Below are 19,939 nucleotides of genomic sequence, written 5' to 3' on the forward strand. Positions count from 1 at the left end.
AGCGCGAGCATGCTGTCAATTGCCCGTAAGCCTGCTAAGGGCGCGTGCACTATGACTATCGCCCCTGCTCCCAAGCCCTGGATCGCAGCGATCCATGCCTATGTCCCCGGCAAGGCCGCGGGTGCGGACGGACGGCCGCTGGTTAAGCTTTCGGCCAATGAAAACCCGCTGGGAACCAGTCCAGCAGCAATGGCAGCCCAGTCCAAGGCGCAAGTGCCAAGCCTCTATCCCGATCCGGGCAGCACCGATCTGCGCGAGGCCCTGGGCGCGCTGCACGGGATTGATCCGGCGCGGATCGTCTTGGGCACCGGATCTGACGAGCTGCTCAACCTCGCTGCACAGGGCTACGCCGGCCAGGGTGACGAAGTGCTGTTCTCGCGCTTCAGCTTCGCGGTTTACGATATTGCCGCGCGCCGCTGTGGGGCCGTGCCGATCGAAGCGCCGGACAAGGATTACGGCAGCGATGTCGATGCCCTGCTGGCGGCCGTGACCGAGCGGACCCGGGTCGTGTTCCTCGCCAACCCCAACAACCCGACCGGCACCTATCTGCCCGCCAGCGAAGTGGCCCGGCTCCACGCCGGCCTGCCGGCTGACGTGCTGTTCGTGCTGGATCAGGCCTATGCCGAATACCTGACGGCGGAGCAGGACGACCAGGGCCTGACGCTGGCGGCGGCGCACCAGAACGTGCTGGTCACCCGCACCTTTTCCAAGATCTATGGCCTGGCAGGTGAGCGGATCGGCTGGGCGACCGGCGCGCCGGGGCTGATTGATACGCTGAACCGCATCCGCGGGCCGTTCAACGTGACCAACAGCGGCCAGGCCATGGCGCTGGCGGCTGTTGCGGATCAGGATTTCGTGACCGCATCGCGCGACCACAACCGTGCCGAGCGGGCCCGTTTTGCCGCTGCGATCGAAGCGCTGGGCAATCACGGCCTGCGCGCCGTGCCGAGCGAGGCTAACTTCCTGCTGGTGCTGTTCGAGGGCGCACTGAGCGCCGAGGCAGCCTATAACGGGCTAGCCGAACGCGGTTATATCGTGCGCTGGCTGCCCAATCAGGGGCTGGGCCACGCCTTGCGCATCACCATCGGCACCTCCGGGCAGATGGACGCAATCGCTGCTGCACTGCGCGAGATGGCGGAGGCGGTGCGATGAGTTTTGAGCGCGTCGCGATCATCGGGCTGGGCCTGCTGGGCGGGTCGATCGGTCTGGCTGTGCAGGAACAGCTGCCTGCAATGGCCACCACCGGCTGGGATCGTGATCCCGCCACCCGCGCCCGCGCCGCCGAACGCGGGCTGGTCAGCGCGGTGTGCGAAACCGGTGCTGATGCGGTGGCCAATGCCGACCTGGTGATCTTCTGCGTACCCGTGGGTGCGATTGGCGAAGTGGCGGCGGAACTGGCAGGCGCGATCCCAGCTGGTGCGGTCATCAGCGACGTCGGTTCGTCGAAGCAAAGCGTGGCCACAGCGCTGGCCGAAGCCCTGCCCGGGCATACAATCATCCCTGCCCACCCGGTGGCGGGTACCGAGCGGTCGGGGCCTGACGCCGGCTTTGCCAGCCTGTTCCACAACCGCTGGTGCATCATCACCCCGCCCGAGGGTGCCGAGGAAGCCAAGGTTGCCGCGCTTTCCGCCTTCTGGGAGGGACTGGGCGCCAAGGTTGAGCTGATGGATGCCCAGCACCACGACCTGGTTCTGGCCGTCACCAGCCACCTGCCGCATCTTATTGCCTATACGATCGTCGGCACGGCATCAGACCTTGAAGGCGTGACCCAGAGCGAAGTGATCAAGTATTCCGCGGGCGGTTTCCGTGATTTCACCCGCATCGCCGCGTCAGACCCCACCATGTGGCGTGACGTGTTCCTGACCAACAAGGACGCGGTGCTCGAAATGCTGCAGCGTTTCAGCGAGGATCTGACCGCACTGCAGCGCGCGATCCGCTGGGGCGATGGCGATAAGCTGTTCGATCTGTTCACCCGCACCCGCGCGATCCGCCGCTCGATCATCGCCGAAGGGCAGGACGACGCCCGGCCGGACTTTGGCCGCAGCGATCACGCGGGTTAGGCCAGCAGGAACACTCCGGCGATCACCCACATCACCGTGGTCGCAAGCCAGCCAATTGCCTTGAGGTGCGGCGACAGCACCAAATTCCCCATGACCTTGGGGTTGGAGGCGATCAGCATCGTCACCACCATCAGAGGCGGGGCAAGCAGGCCATTGACCACCGCCGCCCAATAAAGCGCCTTCATCGGATCGATCCCGATGAAATTGAGCGCGATCCCGCCAGCGGTCGCCAACACGATCACCCCGTAAAAGGCCTTGGCTTCCTTGGGCTTGCGATTCAGGCCTTCGGTCCAGCCGAAGGTTTCACTAACCGCATAGGCCGCGCTGCCGGCCAGAACCGGCACAGCCAGCAGGCCGGTGCCGATGATCCCGGCGGCGAACAGGGCAAAGGCCAGGTTTCCGGCAATCGGGCGCAAAGCCTCGGCCGCCTGGGCCGCGCTCTCGATCTCACGCACGCCGTTCACGTGCAACGTGGCCGCAGTCGCAATCACGATGCACAGCGCAACAATGTGGGAAAAGCCCATGCCAACCAGCGTATCGAGCCGAATTCGTCGCAGCTCAACCCCGGCCGCCTTGCGCGGACTGATGTGGAGCGGCTTGATGTGGCGGCGGTGCTGTTCTTCCACCTCCTGCCCGGCCTGCCAGAAGAACAGGTAAGGGCTGATCGTCGTCCCAAAAATCGCCACCAATGCCATGGCGTGATCGCGATCAAAGGTGAACTGCGGCACCAGTAAACCCTTGGCCATATCCACCAGCGGTACGTCGGCAACCAGCACCACGCCGACGTAGGCAAACAGGGAAAGCGTGGCCCACTTGAGCACACGGGCGTAGCTGTCATAGCTCAGGAAAACTTCCAGCAGCACGCTAACCACGCCGAAGCCGACGGTATAGGCCAGGACGGGCCCGGGGATCAGCAGCGAGACGACGGCCCCCATCGCACCAAGGTCTGCCCCCAGATTGATGACGTTGGCCACCAGCAGCATGATCACCACGACCCGCAGCAAGGTGGGCGAATAGTGGCGGCGCAGGTTCTGGGCGATCCCGCGCCCGGTCGTCGCCCCAATCCGAGCACAGATCGCCTGGATCGCGGCAAGCAGCGGGAAGCCGAAGACCAGCGTCCAGCCCATGCCATAGCCGAATTGCGCACCGACCTGGCTGTAGGTGCCGACGCCGCTGGGATCATCATCAGCCGCCCCGGTCACCAGCCCGGGTCCGAGAACCTCAAGCGGCGAGCGGGGCTCGCTCTGGCTCACGCGGCAGGGCCGTTCAGGGCGTTGATCGCATCCTGGACGCGGGCTTCGATTTCCTCACGCGGGAGCCCCGGCGGGATCATCTCGCCAATCCGGAACGTTACCGTACCGGGCAATTTCCAGCGCCGATGATAAAGCGGGCCGCTGTTGGTGGCCACTGGCACCACCGGCAGGCCCAGCATCTTGTAAAGGCCAGCAAAACCGGCCTGGAGTTCGCGCCGCTCGCCAAAGGGCACGCGGGTACCTTCTGGGAAGATCACGAGTGGGCGGCCATCGGCGCTGTAAGCCTTGGCCGAGGTGAGCATTTTGCGCAGCGCCGAAGCGCCCTGGTCGCGATGGACACCGATCAGGCCATAGTGCTGGCCGACCTTGCCCCAGACCGGGATGCGGGTCAGTTCCGCTTTCGCAAAGACCGCCGGGCGATCAAAGAAGCCAGGCATGTCAATCGCTTCATAGAACGACTGGTGCTTCATTGCGATCAGGACGGAGCCTTTGGGCATTTGCCCCTCTACTACCAGCTTGATCCCCAACAGGTTCCGCGCGCAGGCCCGGTGAAACCGCGACCAGGCCTCAACCGTGGTGCGAAAGGCATCGTACCGACCCAGCGCGTACTGCGTCGCCGCCAGGAGCACGTAAATCGGGCTGCCGAGGTAGAAGGCCGCATAGAAAAGAATGTTGCGCAGAATAATCATGGCCGGTCACCGCGCCCCTAGCGCGCCCGCGATGCTTCGCGCCAGCAGCTTGTTGTATTCGCGCAGCAGGGCGGAAAAACTGGGGCGGGTCCGGACAGCATCGGCAACGATGGCAACCCCTTCGGGCGCCATCCGGTCAAGCTCCATCCGCGCCCGGCGCATATGCCAATCGCTAGTCACCAAGCGCACGCTTTTGACGCGTTCGTGCCGCAGCCACTCAGCCGTTTCCTCAGCGTTCGAGCGGGTGTCAATTGCCTGATAGCCCAGGGTTACACAGCAGGCCATGCGCGATGGGCGAACCCGGTATTCGAGCGCAAACTCGTGTGGCTTCACGCTGTGGTCCACACCGGAAACCAACAGCTGGCGGGACCATCCGCGCTTGAGCACTTCCAGCCCGCGTTCGATCCGCCCCGCCCCGCCAGTCAGCACCACCACCGCATCGGTGCGCTCTTCACCTGCGGGTTGCGGCAGTGTCACGGCGAACAGCACGAACCCCAGGCCCCAGGCCAGCAGAATAAGTCCGCAAACTCGACTGAGCGCGCTACGCATATCAGAGCATCCGCCGCAGTGCGCGCAGCACTGTCCAGCGGGCGGTCAGCATCGCCAGCCCGATGCCCGCCACCGGCACCAACGCCAGCAGCAGCCAATCGGACCATTCCAGCGCACCGCCATTGACCAGCCCTGCATCAAGTCCGGCAAACTGGCGGCCGAGCAGCAAGACTGCGATCAGGCCCAGCGTCAGCCCAATCGCGCCGCCCCCGGCGGCGTCAAAGCCAACAGAGCGCTGGAACAACCGGGCGATCTGTTGGTCAGTCCCGCCCAGCAGGTGGACGATTTCAATCGTCTCGCGGTTGGTACCCAGTGCATTACGCACGGCCAAAAGCACGACCGCAGCAAGCGCCGCTGCCAACAGCCCAACCAGGGCCATAGCCAGCAGGCGCAGTGAATCGATCGCACCGAAGACCGGCTTCAACCATGTCGACTGGGCATCAACCCGCGCGGCAGGTGCAACCTCTCGCGCTGCCCGGCGCAGTGCGCCCAGCCGCTCACCCGTCACTTCGCCGCGCACCCGCACATCGACGATCGCCGGAACTGGTATCTCTTGGCCGTCAATCGCCATGCCGCCGAGCCAAGGCTCGATCAGCCGTTCAACTTCCTCGGGGCTAACCACAATCGCCGAATCGATGCCGGGAATGGTGTTGAAGCGCCGCGCCGCGGCCTCGGCCTGACGCTGGCGGATGAGCGGATCGGCTTCGACAATCTGAACGGTCACCCCGCCCGACAGCGCATCGGACGCGTTGCGCGCCACATTGCTGGCCGCGAGCCCGGCAGCCGCGGCAATCACCGTCAGCGCCACCATAATTGCGATGACCCATGGCATCGGCCCGGCCAATCGCGCCTGCGGGACAAGTTCGGCCTCACCCAGCCCGGAAAGCGAGCGCAGCCCGCGCACGAGCGTGCCGCTTGAAACAGGGGGGAGCTTCAACGCCATGCCGATCAGTCCTGAGCCTGCCGCGGCCGCGGTGGATAGCGCAGGGCGCCGGTGGGATCAGAAAGCCGCCCCTTGTCGAGCCGCATGATCAGCGAATCCGGAACCTTCTTGAGCAGGTGAATATCGTGGGTGGCAACAACCACGGTCGTGCCCAGCCGGTTTAGGGCCTCAAACAGACGCAGCAGCTTGACCGCCATTTCCGGATCGACGTTGCCGGTCGGCTCGTCTGCCACCAGCAGTTCGGGGCGTCCGATGACAGCCCTGGCAATCGCGACGCGCTGCTGCTCCCCGCCGGAAAGTTGGGCAGGACGTGCGTGCATCCGCTCGGTCAGGCCAACCCATTCGAGCATGTCACTAACCGGCTTCACCAGTTCGCGATCCGCAACACCGGCAACGCGCAGCGGCAAGGCAACATTGTCAAAGGCCGAGAGGTGCTCGACCAGCCGGAAGTTCTGGAACACCACCCCCAGGCGGCGACGGAAGCCGGGCAGGCGATCGCGCGGCAGGGTGATCGCATCGGTCCCAAACATCCGGATCATCCCGCGCGAGGGACGCTGGGCAAGGTAGAGCAGCTTGAGCAGCGAGGTCTTTCCCGCCCCACTGGCGCCAGTCAGGAAATAGAAGCTGCCCGGAAACAGGGTGAACGACACATCGCTCAGCACTTCGCGATCGGCGCCATAGCGCAGGCCGACATTGTCGAAATGCACGATTTCGCCGGTGCCGGCGCCATTGCCAGCACCTGTCATCTTTGAATTCCGGGTTTCATTGCTGACAAGGTCTATCCGGCAAGAGGGTGCATTGGGATGGCTATAGCGACCAATCCATGTGGAAAAAAGGGCAATGCACCCTGCCTTCGTTGCGCTTGCGCTTGCTCCGTCGCGGCACACCATGCTTAACGGGCCAACCATGATCATCACATGCCCCGCCTGCGCCACCCGCTATGTCGTGCCTGACAGCGCAATTGGGGTCGATGGCCGGACCGTTCGTTGCGCGAAGTGCAAGCATAACTGGTTTCAGGAAGGTCCTCGCATAGCGCCGCCGCCTGTGGTGCCGGCGCCCGCGCCGCTGCCGATAGTCCGGTCCGAGCCCGAGCCCGAGCCCGATCCGGCTCCCGCAGCAACTTCAATACCAGAGCCATCGCTCGCCACGCCGGAACCGGAAGCCGCAGAGGCTGCCGCTCCAGATGAACCGGTCCCGCCCCCGCCAGTCTATTCCGAGCAGGCCTATCGCAGCCGTTATGCCGATGATGAAGAAACTTCACGTTTCGATCACCAGCCGCTGCTGGCGCCGCGGCGCAACCCGGCCAAGATGTGGACCCTCGCCGCGGTGCTGTTCGCCACGGTTTCGATTGCCGCTATCGGAGCGACGGCCTGGTACGGCCTTCCGAACTGGATGCCCTTTGCGAAGCCGGTCTTTGCCGAAGACCAGCCCGGCCTGAAGCTGGAGTTTCCTGCGCGTGAGCAGGAACGCTACCAATTGCCCAATGGCACCTGGTATTTCAGCGCCAATGGCACAGTGACCAATACGTCGCAAAGCGCGCGCAGCGTGCCGGGAATTCTCATTGTGCTGCGTGATTCGAGCGGTCGGATTGTCCACCGAGCCGAGGTTCGCTCGCCCAAACGGGTCCTGGCCCCAGGCGAAAGCGCCGATATCAACGAGGCCCTGGTGCCTGTGCCCAAGGTTGGCGTGCGGGTCGAATTCGGCTGGAAGCCCAACTAACCTCTATTCGAATTCAACCGTGACTTGCCCGTTGGAATTACGCCGCACCTGCCGCTGCGGCTCCTGCGGGCCAGGCTCAGCCGTTGCGCGGGCGGCGGCCACGATCTCAACCGTTGCCATGGCTGTCGCCTGGGCAGCGTGACGCGGAGGGTCCGGCGCGGGCGCCGGGCTGGTCGCCGCGGCCAGCAACAGGATGGCGAAAGGCAGCATCCGAAAGGTAAATGGTGGATTTACCATGCGCACAACCGCGCATTTCCGGCCGTCCTAGGGCGATACAGGTTGCGACAGACCATTAAAGGCTTTCCGCGCTTGCACCCCCCAAGACCCTTTGCTAATGGCGCGCTCCTACCCCCCCGGGGCGACAAGCTTCGCCCCGTTGATTTAGCGGTCGTGGCGGAATTGGTAGACGCGCAACGTTGAGGTCGTTGTGGGCGAAAGCCCGTGGAAGTTCGAGTCTTCTCGACCGCACCAATCATTCCCAAAAAGCCCTGTTATCCTTGGCGCCTGAGCCTGTCATGACGGCGGCGGCGTGGGCTTGTTAAGGTTTGGGGGTCCCAATGCGGGGGCATGCTATCCGGGGCAGATGACGATCGCCCACGCAACATGCAGCGGGCGATCGCCAAGTCAGCGGCGGCCAGGGCCAAATTTGGCCGCTATTGCCTGTTTTGAGCTTGTTTTCGCGCCTCCGGGGCCTGCAGCCCCAGCCATCCAGCGACAGGCTGAAGCCGTCGCAGCATTGTAAGCTCGAGCACAAGAACCAAGGCTAGTGAGATTGCCAACATCGGCAATAACACGGCCAGCACCATTGTGATCGCCGCGACACCCCCGATCCGGGCGGGGACTGCTGGAAGCGGCGGCGCACCAAGTAGTGCCTCGGGCTTGCGGCGCCTCCACATCACAAAGCCTGAGATCGACAAGGCGACGAGCATCAGCGCCGTCGCGACCCCGACCAGCTGGTTGGCAAGGCCAAACAGCTGGCCTTCATGCCAAGCAACGCCATAGCCGACCACCCTGTCAATGACGTGCTTGTCGGCAAACGTCTCGCGCGAGGTTTGCTTGCCGGTCATAGGGTCGAAAGTGAGCGTTTCACGCAGAGGACGGTTCTGGGTGTCAGACCGCACCGACCATTCCGAGGCCACGCCCTTGCCGAAGCGTTGCGGCATGCCCGGCGGCGTAATGATCACCGGAAACGGCAGGTGTCGGCTCTTCGCCTCCGCAACGATCTGGCTCAGCGAAACGGGAGACATCGCCATGGTCATAATCGAGCCATCCGGCATAACATGGGACATTGCTGGCATCGCTGGGCGGCTTGCCGCCATCTCTGCGTGATCATGATCAGCGTGTTCAGAGCTGCCGGCTGGCTGACCGCCGATAGTCCAGTCCTGCTCGCCTTTGACCCACCCCATCTCGGTGCGCACCGCCTTGAAGGCGCTGCCCCACACATCTGCCCAAGGCAACCCCGTCAGCAACAGCACCATGGCGAGGCCAGAGACCCAAAATCCGGTCACAGCATGAAGATCGCGCCACAAGACTTTGCGACCACCGGCCAAACGAGGCCAGATCACGCCTGCCAGACCCCGTCCGCGCGGCCACCACAGGTACAACCCGGTCAGGATCATGACAATTGCCCAGCTGGCCGCCAGTTCGACAATCCAGCTGCCGCGTTTGCCGATGAGGAGTTGTCCATGAATATCATGCGCGATCTGCATGATCCGCAACTCGGGATCGAGCGCCCCAACGACCTTGCCTTGCGGCGAAACGAAGACGTCACGCATTTCGGTCTGCCCGGGAGCCGCACCAGCGAGTGCCAGATGGATCAGCACGGCATCTGTCTCGCGCTCCGGCAGGCGATAGGAATGAAAGCGCGCGCCGGAGTAAGCGAGCAGCGCCGCTTGAACCTGATCGTCAGGCGACACCGCGCCTTGCGCTGGCAGATTGCGCCACGCCCGCTCTTCCCAGCGCTCCACCTGCGGTTTGAATAGATAGGCCGCGCCGGTCAGGGCCAGGATTAACACCATGGGCACGACGAACAGGCCGGCATAAAAGTGCCAACGCCAGATCGTCCGATAGAGCGAAACCTTGCTTGTCAGCTCGTTCATGAACCTTACCACTTCGCTTTCAGATCAAGCACGAACGTCCGCTGTGGCAACGGATGCGAAACATAGGCTTGATCATTGAACAGGTTATCGATGCCTGCACCCAGTTCGAGCTGCTGGCTGAGCCGCCAGGTCAGGCGGGTGTCAACCGTGAAGTACTCGGTCTGGAACCCATAGGCATCGCCGCGCACCAGCCCGAAAAGGTCGGAATTCGGCCGGGATGCATAGCGCCAGCCGAGCGAAGCCTTGACCGGCCCAGTAACCCGATATCGAATGCTGCCATTGGACCGCCATTCCGGAATACGGGGGAACTGTACCCCTTCGGCCGCGGGATTGGCTGCATTCTTGACCGTCTTCGCATCGATCCACGCCAGGTTTGCGTCGACATCCAGACCATCAACCAGAATGTCTTTGGCCTCGACCATCAACTCGGCGCCGTATTGGCGCACCTGATCGACATTTTTGTAGCTGGTGATGACCGTGCCGAACTGATTGAGACCGCTAAAGCTGAAGATGGCGTCCTTGGTGTTCTGGTAGAACAGGCTGACTGTGGTCTGCACCTTCCCCCTACGGTACCGCAGGATAAGGTTTGCATCCTCGGAGCGTTCCGCCTTCAGGTTGGGATCAAAGCTTTGCGGATCAATCGCCTGTGATATGTCATCAAATCGGCCCTGGAAGAGCTCACCAACGGTGGGAAACCGCTTGGCGGTGCCAAGGCTAATCTGGACTGCCAAAGCGTCGGTTAGCGTGCCTTGCAGGCTTAGCTTGGGGCTAAAACTACCATCTGACCGCGTCGGATAACGATCATCCTTGCGTGCACCCGAAAAGACCTTTGCGATGCCGCCATCATAAGCGCGCCAACCATCATAACGGACGCCGCCGGTCAGAACCCAGATGCTGCCCAGATCGATCGCGTCTTCAAGCCACACACCCCAGAGGCTGGTTTTGCCATAGGTTGAGGTTGAATAAGTCGGCGTGGTCGCAGCATCCCAATTTGCGGTCCCAAAGCTATCGGTTGAGGTCTGATAGACATTGGCATTAGCCCCGAATGCGATCTTGTGCCGGCCGAACGCACGTTCGGCTGTGAGATCAGCGGTGTACCAACCGGGCGCGTTAACAAGCGACTGCGTTCCCTGCCCCAGCGCTGCACCTGTGGCATAGTCCCGCGACGTACGCGTTTCCCACTTCGGGATCCAATATCGCGACAGGTTCAAGGACACATCCCAGCCAGCTGCGGGACCGGCCAGCTTAAGGCCGGCCAGATATTCGGTCCGGCGGGTCTTCGACATGGTAAGGCCAGTCGCGTTCCAGACGCGGCCGCCGAAGCTCACCCTGCCCTGATAGACCGGGGCGCCGTTAGCTGCATTGGTCAACCAGCTGCGGGGGTCCGTCAGGTCCTGCGTGGTCAGCCAGATCATGCCCAGTGCATCGATCTGCCAGCCTCCAGCAGTCTCATAGCCAATGCGCAGCCGCGCTTGGTCCTGGGTGACATCAACAGGAGAAGCGGCACCGAACACCGCTGTGGCAAGTCGGGGGTCAATATAAGCCCCCGTCACGGCTGTGCCCGTGCCCGTCGTTGCAGACAGCAAGTTGTAGGTCATCGACTGGCCGGTATTCTCAAAATGGCGGCCAGAAATCCGCACTGACCACGGGCCGTCTTTCTGTTTCCAGTTGACGCCAGCCTCCAGGCTGTAGCCCTTGAAGGTTTGGTCAAAGCCATATTCCTTGAACGGCATGATCATGGTTTGGGCCGTTGCATAGGCCCCGGTTTCTTTGGGCTCCTGCGTTGTCACCGAGATCACGCCGCCCATTGAATTGCCGCCATAGCGCGCCGAATACGGCCCATAGACGATGTCGAACTGACGCACCTCGGCCGGGCCGACGACGTTCCACTTGGGGGGGAAGTCCCAGCGGTTGCCGAGAAAGTTGGAGACAACAAAGCCATCGACCATGACGATCGTCCTGGCACTTTGGATCGTGTTGGCGCCGCGTAATGCAACCACGGCATTGTCATCGCCTGCGAACCGCTTGCGGACAAAGAAGTTGGGCGCGTACTTCATGAGGTCTTCGACATTGAGCGCGTTGACGGCGTCGAACTCCTCTTGCCCCAGCGAGACGGAAAGCCCGCGGGGAACAACGGTGATTGGGGTATCCTGCTGGCCGACGACCAGAATGGTGCTGTCCGCGGAGCCTTCAGCCGGATCAGCACCTTCGGCATAGGCAGGTGCAGTCAGGCTCAGCACAGTGCCGAGCGCGATCAGAGACGTTTTCATTAGTGCAATTCCATCACTGGTCCCGGCACGCATGATTGCCGAGACGATCTGTCAGGCACCTCGCTTAACGGGGCGAGGCGATCAGTCTGTCAGATCAGCGACGGTGGCCCGCGAAGCGGTGGCCTGAGCCAAGAGATCGCAGCACGGTGCGGCGCAGCCTGCGTTGTAAATCCGAGCGCCAGGATAAAAGCCAGCGCTGCGGCAAGCAGTTCGATGTCGGTCGCTGCAAGCGAACCGAAACTGAGCGCGGTGAAGGCGCAGATGCCACCATCCTTGGCGGCCTGGCCAGATACCTCGCCCGGACCATCCTTGATCGGGACAGCCATCTGTTTTGTGATCACGCCGCCAGAGCTGTCTGCGCAAATCTGGACGGTGAGTGTCTTGAAGTTGCCCCCGATCATGTAACCGGACGGCACCAGCGCCTTGACCAGCAGCGTTACTGCCAGGAACAGCAGCGCCAGCTTGCGGTGCGAATAGGTCAAGGCGCGAAGCGGATTCACGGCGGGACAGATAGAGATTTCGAACGACCAAGTCACTCATTGAAATGCACAAGGTCATTCAGCCGTTCAGCGCAGACCAACGCTTGGTCAGCATGCACGCCGCCCCACCCAGCACAACTGTTGCGAGCTTTGCATTGAGCGTGCCGTTTTGCGCGGAGAAGGCGCGAGATACGGCCTGACGGGTCTATCGCAGCCTCGCTCTCGCAGCACCTTGCGATCCTGTGCGACGAAGCGCAGATTCGCTGGCCTTGCTTGCTAACCCCGCCTAGCCGCGCACCACGCAGCGGAAACCGATATGGCTGGTGGCGGTGTCGACCATTTCCGGGTGGCGCGCCGCCGGGCGGAAGCGTTGACAGTGGTTCAGCGCGCAAAGGTGCGAACCGCCTTTCAGGACTTTACGACCGATGTTCAGCTCTGGCTGGGCTGGATCGAGGCTGTCCTTCCGGCGGGCACCGCGCGGGTTGCTGATCGTGCAGCAGGACTGGCGTTTATCCTTGACCGGAACCAGCGGCTGGTCGCTCCACCAGTCCTGGGTCCACTCCCACACATTGCCGATCAGATCGTACAGGCCATAGCCATTGGCGGGATAGCTGCGGACGGGTGACGTCCGCTCCCAGCCATCCTCGCGCGTGTTGGCAAAGGGGAAGATGCCCTGCCAGAAATTGGCCAGCATCTGGCCACCGGGGGCAAGTTCATCACCCCAGGCGAATTCCTTGCCCTCAAGGCCGCCTCGCGCCGCAAATTCAAACTCGGCTTCGGTCGGCAGGGCCTTGCCGGCCCAATTGGCGAAGGCCTCGGCATCGGCATAGGCGATCTGGACGACGGGATGATCCCACAGATCCAGACTGTCGATATCGCTGCCCGGCCCCAGCGGATGGCGCCAATCTGCGCCAAGGGTGAATGACCACCACCGGTGATAGTCAGTCAGCGGCACCGGCCCGGCAGTCTTGGTGAAAACCAGCGAACCTGGCTGGGCATAGTCCGGCAGAAGACCGGGATAGTCCGCCGGGTCGGGGGGAACCTCGGCGACGGTGCGATAGCCAGTGGCGTCAACGAAGCGCGCGAATTCGCGGTTGGTCACGGGGGTCTCATCAATCCAGAACGGATCGACCTTCACCCGCCGCAGCGGTCGCTCCTCGGGATAGTATACCTCTGACCCCATGGTGAAGGTGCCGCCGTCGATCCGGCGCATGCCGGCAGGGGATTGGGGTGTCATCATCGGTCCAAGCTCATCCCGCGCATTTAGGACTGACTGTACCAGCGAACAAAGACTGTCGCGCCAAGGCTATCGAGGCGAAGCTTGGGCGGCAGGCAGGGTGGAGGATGCCGCCGCAGCCTCGCGCTCAATTTGCGCGGCTTTGGTTTGCAAGTGTCGCTCAGTTGCTGCGTAACGCTCATCAAAGCTTGGCTCGCGGCTGCAGCCGGCCAACAGCAGGGAAAGGATGAGAGCGCACCGCATCAATAGCGCTTCTTGTAACGCAGATTGATATTGGTCGTGCCCGCCCCGCCGGTCTGGCTGAGGATCGAGAGCGTGCGGCTCAGGCCAACTTCCATCTGCGTTGCGGTATAGCCGCGCGCATCGGTGATCACCTCCAGGTAGATATTGTTCGAGATATAGCGGCCGGCGGCAATCGCCGTGCCCCGGCCGGCGGCCTCATCCGGCGCGAGAATGCGAAGCCGCGACACGCCGGTTGCCGCCCTCAGCCGGCCCAGCGGGTTAAATCCGCCGCCGGTCGAGCGCAGGCTGTTGAGCGAAGCCGCCAGTTGCACCGCCTGCAAGGGCGAAAGCTGGCCCACCGAATTGCCAAACAGAATGCGCGAGAGGATTTCGTCGGCCGGCAGCGCCGGGGTTGAGGCAAAGCTGATCTGGGGGTTCAGCGCCCGGCCGGTGACATTGATGCCAACAGCGATATCATCGATATCCTCGCTCGCGCTCAGCACGATCTGCGGGTTATTGAGCGCCCCGCCGGTAAACAGCAGGCGCCCGTCTTGCAGTTCAAATTGCCGGCCGGCGAAACCCAGCTTCCCACGTACCAGGTTGATATCGCCACTGACCAGCGGGGCCGCGCTGGTCCCACCGACCCGCAGATCTGCGCTCCATTCGCTGTCCAGCCCCATGCCAGTGACAAACAGCTGATTCGGCGCGGTAAGCTGCACATCCAGGCGCAGGCTGCGGAACAGGCTGCGGGCGGGAGGGGCCGGCTCATTTCCGGTAACCCGCGGAATGCCGCGGGCTGGCTTGAAGCGCACCCCAGTCAACTCTGGAACTTCGGCGGCGCCTTGCCGGACCAGCTCATACCGCGTCTCGGGCAAAAGCAGCTTGCCAGATAGCAGCGCGGCCTCGCCTGCATTTTTGCGCAATCGCAGCTGCCCGGTGGCCGCCGAGGAGAGGGCATCACTGCGGGCGAGCCGCGCCGCATCCAAATCGAACGCAAGATCCATCGGATAACCGCTCTCGGCCGCGAGGCTGAGATAGCCGCGACCAGAAATCTTGCCCGAACCGGCGGCGGCAGTGAGGCTGGAAAACTCCAGGCGATCACCATTTAGCCGACCGGCAACGGCCAGATTGGTCAGCCGTGTGCCATAGGTCTGGTTGTCATAGGTCAGGTTATCCCCGCGCACGATCCCGTTCAGCAGCGGCGCACGCAGGCGGCCGGAGAAATCGGCGCCGACCGCGATCGGGCCGGACAGGTTTTGATCCGGCTGACCCACAAACGACCACAGCGTATCGGCCGGACCGTTATACCTTACGCCGCCGCTCAGGGTACCGTCAGCAATCCGATCGGTCCAATCACCCCCGGACAAGGGGGCAAGCACCGCATTCACTCGGCCGATGATGGCGCCGCGATCGCGGATCACCGCGCGCAACCCGGCACGGGTTGAATCGAGATCGCCGGCCAGATTGATATCAACCGGCTGGCTGACCACCGCCGCCGTGCTGCGGGAAAATCCGGTGATGGTCAGGCGCGCCTGCGCCTGCGGGAAGACCCCGAGCCGGGCCTGCTCAAAATCAAGGCTGCCAGTGGCCTTGCCGCCGATGCCATAGCCCGGGAAGAATGCGTTGAGCAGCGTCACGTCCAGCCGGTCCATCCGGCTTTCGATCCGCAGGCCGGGGCCATAGTGCCCGGCCAACCGGACCGAACCCTGACCGAAATCGACCCGACTTGGCAGCAGTTCATAGCCACCCTGCCGGGGAACGATCCGGGCAGGGCTGGCGGTGGTGAAGGTAATCCCGCGCACCCGGCCTTGCAACGAGGCCCGCCACAGCTCTGGTTCAAGCAGGGCGTTGCCCGCCACCCGGAAGGGGGCCCCGCTCACCCCTTCGGCTAGGAACTTGGCCTGGCCCCGCCCGCCGCGATAGGTCACTTGCGCCCGCGCCGCAGCCAGATCGAGATTGCGCAACCGCATTTGCGCCAACTGGATGTCGGCGGTCACTTCAGGCTGATCATAGAGTACCACGCGCGCGTCGACGATCCCACGACCGATCGAGAGGCGCGCCGGGCCGGGCAGGACTGTATCCTGCGCGCGGGCCGAGATTTCGGCTTCCTGGAAGCGGCCCACTGCCCCCAACCGCACCGTGCCGGTAAGGCCGCGCCCGTCGGCCAGCAGTGTACCGGTATAGGGCCCCGCGGCGGTTTGATCGATCCGCCCGGCAAAGCCAATTCCAGCCAGGTCGCCCCGGTTGATCATGAAGGCGGTCTGCCCGCCGCGGATCAGGCTGACATCCGCGCTGAGCGGGCCAAGATCGGTATCCCCCGTCGCGTTGAAGCGAAATGCGCCATCGTTGCCGACGATCTCGGCCCGAACATTGGCGAGGCCGATCCCCATGCCGGGATTGCCCGCGAGCAGGACTGCGCGCGGCTTGGCAAGCGTTCCGGTAAGTTCCAGCGCCAGCGGACCATAGCGAACCGAACGACCATTCGCCGTGAACGTCAGCGCGCCGCCCGGGACATAGCTGCCGCGCCCGTCGAACACCTGCAATTGGGGCGCGGCGACCCGCAAGCCGGAAAAACGCAGCACCCCGTCCGGGCCAAAGGCGATCTGGCTGGAACCGGCTGCCGGTCCGCCCAGGAATTCGCGAACCGCCGCATTGACGAGGTTGGTGGAGCGGGCCCGAACTGTACCGGTCAGGGCAAAACCCTGTCCGGTTCGCTTGAGATCGGCAGTGGTGGTGACGGCGAAAGTGCCGACGCTGTCGATTGTGTAGGTATTGATCCGCCCTTCGAAAGCGCCGGTGTAAATCCCCCGGCCCATATCGGCGAGGACGATCGCCTTGGCATCAATCCGGTCCGACCGCAGCTTGAGGTTGTCTGAAAGCAAGCGCGTGCCATCAAGCGCCAGGTCACCATCGATGCGGACGTTCGCGAGTGTTCCGCCAACAACGCCATCAAGACCGGTGATCCGGGCAATGCGGGCCGAGACCGGCACCACGGTCTGGTCGGCGCGGACCTCGGCTCGGCCGCTTGCTTCGAGATTCTCGAGCATCACAGCGTTGATCGCCAGCGCGCCTGCCACCAATCGGTATTGTACTTTCGGGGTCTTGAAGGGCCCGTTCCATTCCAGCTCGGCGCGCAGGGCCTGCCCGGCCAGGTTGGGCGCCAGCGCAGCCGGCCGGGGGAGAAGGACGTCAAGCTTCAGCGCATCGAAGCTGCTCTGGCCCAGATCGAGTGTCCCGTTTGGCACGATCGACAACTGGTTGGAGCGCAGCGAACCGCTGAGCGCCGCGCGGCGCCGGTCAAGCCTGGCGGTCAGGTCCAGCTGGGTTGTCTGATCCAGCAGCACCCCAGGAATGCCGCCAAACAACCGGCCAAGTTCAGCCGGGCCCTTGACCGAGAAGGTTCCGTCCCGCGCCGCCAGCCGCAACCGGGCCAAGGGGCTTCCGGCATAGTCACCGGTCAGCGCGCCATCCCACTTTGCCCAATCGCCCGCGCCGTCCAAACGAACTGAAAGCGGTCCCTCGATCCGCGCCAGGGCCGCAAGCACCCCGCCCTTTGGCGCATCGACCGCCAGCTTCAGCGCCAGCCAGTTCTGTTCCGGCACGGCATCGAGCGTCAGGTCGATCCGGTCACCCGCTTGCTCGCCAGGGGCGGCGAGGGTTTCCGCCCGGGTGGACACCTGCGCACGACGGTCAGCGATCCGCGCCTTGCCGGTCAGCCGCAGTTCGCGCCGCTCGCCCGAGACAGCAGGCTCTGAGACCAGCCGGTCAATCCGCAACTGGCCGATATCGATATCAAGATCGGGCAACAGCGGCGCGTCCGGGTCTGTCACCTTCAAGGCCGGCGCGCGCTGCAACATCACGCTGGGCGCAACCGCAGAGCGGATGTCAACATGGCCCGCAAGATAGGCAAACGGCCGCCAGTCCAGATCAATGCGCGGAGCCCGCAGGAACGAGCCCTTGGTATCATAGGCGACAAGATCAACCAGCCGCGCCTTGCCATAGAGCGAACCATCGATCCGCCCGATTTCGATCCGCAGGCCATTGGCAAAGGTTGTGCCCGAAACCTGGCGCGCAACAAGGCTGCGGCCCGTATCGGTGTTAAGCCCAGCGACCAGCAATCCCAACAGGGCCATCAATCCCAGCAATACCCAGCCGATCCGATGCACGGAATTGCCCCACGGCGTGGACGCAGTGCCTTGGGCTTCGGAGGGCGTCTGGTCTGCCTCTTCCATCAGAAGGCCTGCCCGATCGAGACATAGACGTTGATCTTGCTTTCGCCCGGCCGGCGCTGAAGTGGCGTGGCGACATCAAGCCGCATTGGCCCGAAATTCGTATAAATTCGCGCACCGAGCCCGATTCCGACCCGCAGATCCGAAAAGTCCGGCAGCGCCCTGGCATAGGCCTGACCGACATCGACAAAGCCGGCCACGCCGTAATCGCCAAACCGGTAACGCACTTCAAAGGCGGCCTCGTTGAGGCTGCGCGCGCCTGTGGGATCGTTGTTGCTGTCTCGCGGTCCCAGCTGCTGATAAGCGAACCCGCGCACTGACCCGCCACCCCCAGCATAGAGCCGGCGGGAGGGCGCAATATCGTCAAGCTCTGCGCCCTGGATCGAAGCTACCCGCACCCGCCCGGCAAGGATCACGTTCGCCCCAACCTGATAATAGGCTGAGCCATCCAGCCGCAACCGCGTATAGGGCGTAAAGCTGCCGCGCACAGATCCTTCAGGTTCGACCAGCGCGGTCAGGCGGAAACCGCGGGTTGGATCGAGCAGGCTGTCGGTCCCGTCCCAGCCAATCTGACCGGTAAGGCCAGCAATGGCATAGGTTCGCCGGGTGCGTGCACGCTGGACGGGATCGAACACGCTTTCATCGGTGCCAATCAATTGCGCACCATAGGCGTAGGTTAGGCGCTTTTGCCAGATTGGGGTGGAATCGTAGCTGACCCGCGCTGCCAGGCGACCGGTATAAGCCGAATAGGCGTCGGTGGTGGCGTGGCGTAGTTCACCCGCCATTTCAAACGTCCGGTCACGCTCGCCTGCGTTTGCGCGGCGGAACGTCACCCCTGCACCCTGCTCGCGCGTACCCGCAACGCCGCTCACAATCAGCGCGCCTTCCGGCCGGAACAGGTTGCGGTGAGTCCAGCTGCCCTCAACCCGGAAACCTTCGCCTGTGCCGTAACCGGCAGTGGCAGCAATCACCCGCGGCGGACCGGCCTCTTGCTTAACCACTAGGTCAACCCGCTCGGTGCCGTTCGGCCCGGCCTCGGCCGTAGGCTGCGGTTCGACCGCGATAGCGCGGAAAAGACCGGTGGCGATCAGCGCCTGGCGCAGGTCATCCACCATCCGGCTGTCATAAAGCTCGCCCGGCTTGAAGCGGGCCAGAGTTTGGACATGTGCGGCGGAAAAGGCTTCATTACCCTCGCTGCGGATCGCACCATAGGTACCGCGCTGACCGATCGTGACCGGCAAGGTATAGGCGGCTTCGCCAGTTTCCTGATCAAGCAGAACGTCTCGCACGCCAACTTCGGCGAAAGGATAACCATTTTGCCGCAGGGAGAGGCCCACTTTCGCCTCGGCCGCCAAAACCTTTTCGGCAATCACCGGTTGCCCCACCGCCAGCTCAAGGTTGGTGCGGATCAGGTCCGGCGGCAGCGTGGGCGCAGCATCGATAGCAATGCTTGAAAAGGCAAAGCGCCGCCCCGGTGCAACCGCCAAGGCCACCACCATCGATCCGTCATCGCCGACGCGATCGATCCGGGTCGTGACCAGGGCATCGAACCAGCCGCTGGCTGCAAGTAACTTCTTGAGGACCAGCACGTCCTCTCCGGCGCGGCTCGACAATTGCGTAGTATTGAGCGCAGTCCCCTTGCGCCGGAGCAATGATAGCCGCTGGAATTCACTCAGCAGATCCGTGCCGCTGGCTGCCACGACTTCTTCAAGCCCTGCCAGCTCGACGCGGTAGGACACTTCGGCGCCCTCGGGGACAGCGGCATCCTGCGCGAAAACTGCCGGTTCAGCTTGGAATGTTTCAAGTGGCGGCAACGGTGCAGCCAGCTCCGCATCCTGTCCGGTTGAAGCAGAGGCATTCGCCGGGACAGCAAGCTTTCGCTCAAACTCGTCAATCGGCTCCAGCTTCTGCCCCAGCACCGGGTCGTTGTCGGCCGGAATACTCGGCACTGCATCCTCGAACTCGCGATCAGAGATGATCGGTTCTTCGGCTGGTTTGGCCGATGGGCGCGGCATCTGGGCGTGGGCCGGATAGGCGGCCGAACCGGCCAGCGCCAGTGCGGCAAGCGCACCAAACACTCCTGGCCTGCCGGTTGCGCTGTGCATTTATCGCCCTCATTGTCGCCCCGGACCACATAACACCCCTGCCGCGACGGCAAAAGCCAAGCACCGACAACATCAGTGGGCAATC

At 63.6% G+C, this 19,939-nt stretch carries 15 protein-coding genes and 1 tRNA gene; 4 read left to right on the top strand and 12 right to left on the bottom strand.

Annotation, left to right across the window (positions count from 1 at the left end; translation table 11 throughout):
* The first annotated feature begins 51 nt into the window (after positions 1-51).
* Together hisC and RQP55_RS07260 are read left to right on the top strand one after the other, a co-directional pair.
* Positions 52-1,152, top strand: coding sequence for a histidinol-phosphate transaminase (gene hisC, locus RQP55_RS07255; RefSeq protein WP_315609520.1), 1,101 nt, complete (start codon positions 52-54; stop codon positions 1,150-1,152).
* The gene (locus RQP55_RS07260) at positions 1,149-2,060 is read left to right on the top strand and encodes a prephenate/arogenate dehydrogenase family protein (protein ID WP_315609521.1); all 912 of its coding nucleotides are present in this window, start codon (positions 1,149-1,151) and stop codon (positions 2,058-2,060) included. Before hisC ends, RQP55_RS07260 begins: the two co-directional genes overlap by 4 nt.
* Here RQP55_RS07260 and RQP55_RS07265 read toward each other — a convergent pair.
* The 5 genes from RQP55_RS07265 to ftsE are packed head-to-tail and all read right to left on the bottom strand — an operon-like array spanning position 2,057 to position 6,240.
* Positions 2,057-3,313 (bottom strand): divalent metal cation transporter, encoded by a 1,257-nt coding sequence (locus RQP55_RS07265; protein WP_315609522.1) that lies wholly within the window; start codon positions 3,311-3,313, stop codon positions 2,057-2,059. The genes RQP55_RS07260 and RQP55_RS07265 overlap by 4 nt on opposite strands.
* The gene (locus RQP55_RS07270; protein ID WP_315609523.1) at positions 3,310-4,002 is read right to left on the bottom strand and encodes a lysophospholipid acyltransferase family protein; all 693 of its coding nucleotides are present in this window, start codon (positions 4,000-4,002) and stop codon (positions 3,310-3,312) included. Before RQP55_RS07270 ends, RQP55_RS07265 begins: the two co-directional genes overlap by 4 nt.
* Positions 4,003-4,008: 6 nt before the next feature.
* On the bottom strand, positions 4,009-4,551 hold the full coding sequence (locus RQP55_RS07275; protein WP_315609524.1) for a YdcF family protein: 543 nt from the start codon (positions 4,549-4,551) through the stop codon (positions 4,009-4,011).
* Between the two features lies 1 nt (position 4,552).
* On the bottom strand, positions 4,553-5,494 hold the full coding sequence (locus RQP55_RS07280; RefSeq protein WP_315609525.1) for a cell division protein: 942 nt from the start codon (positions 5,492-5,494) through the stop codon (positions 4,553-4,555).
* 5 nt (positions 5,495-5,499) lie between these two features.
* The gene (gene ftsE, locus RQP55_RS07285; RefSeq protein ID WP_315609526.1) at positions 5,500-6,240 is read right to left on the bottom strand and encodes a cell division ATP-binding protein FtsE; all 741 of its coding nucleotides are present in this window, start codon (positions 6,238-6,240) and stop codon (positions 5,500-5,502) included.
* 160 nt (positions 6,241-6,400) lie between these two features.
* On the opposite strand from ftsE, the gene RQP55_RS07290 reads away from it, so the two are divergent.
* A complete protein-coding gene (locus RQP55_RS07290; RefSeq protein ID WP_315609527.1) occupies positions 6,401-7,213 on the top strand; it encodes an MJ0042-type zinc finger domain-containing protein in 813 nt (270 codons plus the stop codon).
* Positions 7,214-7,216: 3 nt separating this feature from the next.
* Here the strand turns inward: RQP55_RS07290 and RQP55_RS07295 are convergent, their stop codons facing one another.
* The gene (locus tag RQP55_RS07295; protein WP_315609528.1) at positions 7,217-7,423 is read right to left on the bottom strand and encodes a hypothetical protein; all 207 of its coding nucleotides are present in this window, start codon (positions 7,421-7,423) and stop codon (positions 7,217-7,219) included.
* 174 nt (positions 7,424-7,597) lie between these two features.
* On the opposite strand from RQP55_RS07295, the gene RQP55_RS07300 reads away from it, so the two are divergent.
* Positions 7,598-7,684 (top strand) — tRNA-Leu (locus RQP55_RS07300).
* A 182-nt stretch (positions 7,685-7,866) separates the two neighbouring features.
* Here the strand turns inward: RQP55_RS07300 and RQP55_RS07305 are convergent.
* The 6 genes from RQP55_RS07305 to RQP55_RS07330 all read right to left on the bottom strand — a co-directional run bounded on the left by RQP55_RS07305 (position 7,867) and on the right by RQP55_RS07330 (position 19,854).
* On the bottom strand, positions 7,867-9,312 hold the full coding sequence (locus RQP55_RS07305; RefSeq protein WP_315609529.1) for a PepSY domain-containing protein: 1,446 nt from the start codon (positions 9,310-9,312) through the stop codon (positions 7,867-7,869).
* Between the two features lie 5 nt (positions 9,313-9,317).
* Positions 9,318-11,582, bottom strand: a complete 2,265-nt coding sequence (locus RQP55_RS07310; RefSeq protein ID WP_315609530.1) for a TonB-dependent receptor — start codon at positions 11,580-11,582, stop codon at positions 9,318-9,320.
* 89 nt (positions 11,583-11,671) lie between these two features.
* On the bottom strand, positions 11,672-12,082 hold the full coding sequence (locus RQP55_RS07315; RefSeq protein WP_315609531.1) for a DUF2946 family protein: 411 nt from the start codon (positions 12,080-12,082) through the stop codon (positions 11,672-11,674).
* A gap of 265 nt (positions 12,083-12,347) precedes the next feature.
* Positions 12,348-13,274 carry a formylglycine-generating enzyme family protein gene (locus RQP55_RS07320; protein ID WP_315609532.1) on the bottom strand — a complete coding sequence of 309 codons (927 nt, stop codon included), beginning with the start codon at positions 13,272-13,274 and terminating at the stop codon, positions 12,348-12,350.
* A gap of 266 nt (positions 13,275-13,540) precedes the next feature.
* A complete protein-coding gene (locus RQP55_RS07325; protein ID WP_315609533.1) occupies positions 13,541-17,752 on the bottom strand; it encodes a translocation/assembly module TamB domain-containing protein in 4,212 nt (1,403 codons plus the stop codon).
* Entirely contained in the window at positions 17,752-19,854 is a 2,103-nt protein-coding gene (locus tag RQP55_RS07330) for an autotransporter assembly complex protein TamA (protein WP_315609534.1), read from the bottom strand. Before RQP55_RS07330 ends, RQP55_RS07325 begins: the two co-directional genes overlap by 1 nt.
* Positions 19,855-19,939: the final 85 nt, after the last annotated feature.

The sequence above is a fragment of the Novosphingobium sp. APW14 genome (genome assembly GCF_032337075.1).
GTDB lineage: Bacteria > Pseudomonadota > Alphaproteobacteria > Sphingomonadales > Sphingomonadaceae > Novosphingobium.